This is a genomic window from Rhizobacter sp. P2_H2 (genome assembly GCF_056403375.1).
Genome location: NZ_JBFUFP010000953.1, coordinates 1 through 2109 on the forward strand (window position 1 = coordinate 1; position 2109 = coordinate 2109).

At 67.7% G+C, this 2109-nt stretch carries 2 protein-coding genes; one reads left to right on the forward strand and one right to left on the reverse strand.

The features are described 5' to 3' along the window. The coding region (locus AC1D15_RS28660) for a LysR family transcriptional regulator (RefSeq protein WP_477828686.1) at positions 1–509 on the reverse strand (509 nt) is incomplete at its 3' end. Here AC1D15_RS28660 and AC1D15_RS28665 point away from each other — a divergent pair. Then, a partial coding sequence (locus AC1D15_RS28665) for a 4-oxalomesaconate tautomerase (RefSeq protein ID WP_477828687.1) occupies positions 502–2109 on the forward strand: 1608 nt, incomplete at its 3' end. The genes AC1D15_RS28660 and AC1D15_RS28665 overlap by 8 nt on opposite strands.

The window sequence follows — 2109 nt, forward strand, 5'->3', positions numbered from 1 at the left end:
ACGAACCGCTCCTCCACGAGGGACTTGAACTCGAGTTCGCCCTCCTGCGCGCCGATGAAGTTGAGGCCGAAATCTGCCTCGCCGCGCGCCACCGCTGCCAGCACCTCGTTCGCGGCGGCGTCGAGCACCTTGACGCGCACCTTCGGGCTGCGCTCGTGATAGCGACGTATCACCTTCGAGAGGTAGTAGTACACCGTCGAAGGAACGCAGGCCACCGTCACTTCGCCCATGCGGGTCGCCGCGACGCCGCGGATGCCCAGCAGCGTGGCATCGAGGTCGTCCAGCAGCTCCCGCACCTTGCGTTCGAAGTCGCGGCCGACCGCGGTCAGCGTCACGCGCCGTGTGGTCCGTTCGAGCAGGCGCACGCCCAATGCCTGCTCGAGCTTGTCGATGCGGCGGCTGAACGCCGGCTGCGAGAGGTGCACCGCCTCGGCCGCCTTGCGGAAACTGCTCAGCTCCGCCACGGCCCGGAAGGCGAGCAGGTCGTTCAGGTCGAAGTTGATGGCCATGCGGCTGCTCGCTTGGATTGATGCACAAAAGGCATCAGTTGATCATAAAGATGCAATTCTGTTTCGCAAAGGAGGCGCCGATCATTGCCTCATGAACCGAGTCCTTCCCTGCGTCCTGATGCGTGCCGGCACCTCGCGTGGGCCGTTCTTCCTGCGTGACTGGCTGCCCGCCGACGAAGCCATGCGCGACGAGACGCTGATCGGTGCCATCGGCGCATCCGACCTGCTGCAGCTCGACGGCGTGGGTGGCGGCAGCACGCTCACCAGCAAGGTCGCGATCGTCTCGAAGTCGGCCGAGGCGGGTTGCGACGTCGACTACCTGTTCGCGCAGGTCGGGGTCGGCCAGAAGTCGGTCGATACCCGTCCCAACTGCGGCAACATGTTGTCGGGCGTGGCACCGTTCGCCATCGAGCAGGGCCTCGTGACGGCGCAGGACGGCGAAACGACGGTGCGTGTCTTCAACGTCAACACCCGCTCGCGCATCGACGTGACGGTGCAGACGCCGGGCCGGCAGGTCGTCTATGACGGCGAGACCGGGATTGACGGCGTGGCCGGCACGGCCGCAGCGATCCGCCTGAATTTCCTGGACGCCTGGGGCGCGACGACCGGCTCGGTGTTTCCCACCGGCCGGCGCATCGATGCCATCGACGGTCTTGAAGTGACCTGCATCGACGCCGCGATGCCCCTCGTCATCATGCGGGCCCGCGACCTCGGCCTCACCGGCCGTGAGGCACCGGCGGAGCTCGACGCCGACCTCGCGTTGCTGGCCCGCGTCGAGGCCGTTCGGCGCGCCGCAGGCGAAGCCATGGGCCTGGGCGATGTGTCGACCAGCGTCGTGCCCAAGCCCGTGATCGCCAGCGAAGGCGACGACGCCCACAGTGTCAGGTCGCGCTACTTCACGCCCTGGCGTTGCCATGCGTCGCACGCGGTCACCGGCGCCATCGGCGTCGCCGCCGCGTACGCGCTGCCCGGCACCGTGGTCAGCGGCGCGGGGAGCCGGGCCGGCACTCGCGGCATCTCGGTATTGCATCCGCAGGGGCGGATCGACGTCGAGGTGACGATCGAAGGCCATGGCCCGGATGCTCGCATCCAGCACGCCGCGCTCGTGCGCACGGCCCGAAAGATCCTGCAAGGCGAGCTTCACATCCCGCCTTACGTGTTCTCGAGATCCACAGAAGGAGACAAAACCATGAAGCGCTTGCTCGCGCCCGTCGTCGCCGCCGCGATGACCGCCATCGTCCCGATGGCGCAGGCTTATCCGGACAAGACCATCACGATCGTCGTGCCCACGGCCGCCGGCGGCGGCAACGACGCGATGGCACGCACCGTCGCGCAGAAGCTCGGTCCGCTGCTGGGCCAGACCGTGATCATCGACAACCGCTCCGGTGCCAATGGCGCGATCGCGAGCGAATACGTCAGCCGTGCCGCGCCCGACGGCCACACGTTGATGTTCGGCTACATCGCCACCCACGCGATGAACCCGGCCTTGCAGAAGCTGCGCTACGACCCGGTCTCGGACTTCGCGCCGATCGGCCTGGTGGGCTACTCGCCGACGCTGATGGTCGCAAATGCCGCCGTGCCGGTGAAGGACGTCAAGGAC